A 1,702-nucleotide genomic window follows, 5' to 3' on the forward strand; every position below is an offset into this window, starting at 1 on the left:
CGCAACCAATTACAGCAGGTCACCACCGTGAAGCGAGGTGCGGAAAACAGCGCCAAAGATGACCACGAAAGCTACCTCTATGGCAGTGACGGTAGGCGGGTGGTGAAACAAAGCATTCAGCACACTAATAACACCACTCAAACCACAACAGTTACCTACCTGCCAGGTCTGGAACTGCGCACTCAGTACAGTGGTCAACAACTTACCGAAGATTTTCAGGTCATTACCCTCGGTGCCGCCGGACGCGCACAGGTGCGAGTGTTGCTGTGGGAACAAGGCAAACCGGAGGGCATTGATAATGCCCAGTTACGTTACAGTTTCGATAATCAAATTGGCTCCAGTTTATTAGAGCTGGATGCTCACGGCGATATTATCAGTCAGGAGGAGTATTACCCATTCGGCGGTACTGCGGTATTTTCTGCCCGCAACACCATGGAAGCGAAATATAAAACCGTGCGCTATTCCGGTAAAGAGCGCGATGCCACCGGCCTCTACTATTATGGTCACCGTTATTACCAGCCTTGGCTGGGCAGATGGCTAAGTGCCGACCCGGCAGGGACAATAGATGGGCTGAACTTATATCGGATGGTGAGGAATAATCCAGTTACGTTGATGGATGAAGATGGGTTAGCGCCTATAAAATATATTGGTTCAGAAAAAAATGGGGGCCCTTTTGAATTAATGTCACTTGGTTATAATGATTTAGCATCTCTAGGACGGGCCACCAAAAACAGCAACTACATCACAGCTAAAAAAATAATGACAGAAACATACGCGGAGGCTAATAACATACTAGCAAATGTACTTTCTGAATTAAAAAATAAAACGCCAGAAGCAGAATCTGTTATTGATAAGTTCTTTGGTACACAATCAGAATCAGAGAAAAAAAATCTATTTTCAGAATTAACAAGCAAATTTGAGTCAATAAAAAACACCATTAGTGAGATAAGACTATTGGCAGGCCTCGGTGTAACATTCATAAAAGACTCACCAACAAAAAAAGTTATTGCTTTCGTCAGTATATCATCAAAAGAAAGTAGAATTTATATTGAGCCTGATAAATTCCTATCCTACAAAGCAATAGATAGGGCTGGGGTAATAATACACGAATCCTCGCACCTTCATGGTACATACGACTATTGGTATACAAACTCACTATTAAAAGATATGAAAATTAATTCTATAGACTCAAGTTATTTTGATAAATTAGAATTAACAAATGAGATGAAAAACTCCAGTAAATTCATAAAAACAAACCGAATCATCACTCAAAAGGGCTTAAAATCTGAAAGTATATCTGATAAATCAAATTTCATGAGTGCTGCAAAGTCCTCTGATATGAACTCAGCTATGACCAAATTTATGACCAGCGATAAAATAAGGTTAAAGATCACAACTAATAATGCTGACACTATAGCAAACTTAGCTATCGCTCTATCGAAACAATACATATTAAAAAATAGGAAGAGCTAAAGGTAAATTTTACAATTAATCATACACAAAGGGCCTGAAACTTTTCAGTGCCCTAGGGGGTATATGAAAAATAAATCATTGCCGTGAACGATAACCATAGATTGGCTATTTACGCTCTGGCCGATAACCGCATTCATGCCGATGATGTCAAAAAAATGCTCATTAAGAGGAACATTGCTCTTTTTAAAACAGCAGAAACAGTAAATTAAGGATCATTATATGCCTAAAA

Annotated in this window: 1 protein-coding gene; it reads left to right on the top strand. The window is 39.6% G+C overall.

Features of this window, described 5'->3' with window-relative positions; all coding sequences use genetic code 11:
* The coding region (locus tag AACW11_RS18115) for an RHS repeat-associated core domain-containing protein (protein WP_249192972.1) at window positions 1–1,473 on the top strand (1,473 nt) is incomplete at its 5' end.
* Between the last annotated feature and the right edge of the window lie 229 nt (window positions 1,474–1,702).

It is taken from the genome of Yersinia sp. Marseille-Q3913 (assembly GCF_963892745.1).
GTDB classification, from domain to species: domain Bacteria; phylum Pseudomonadota; class Gammaproteobacteria; order Enterobacterales; family Enterobacteriaceae; genus Yersinia; species Yersinia bercovieri.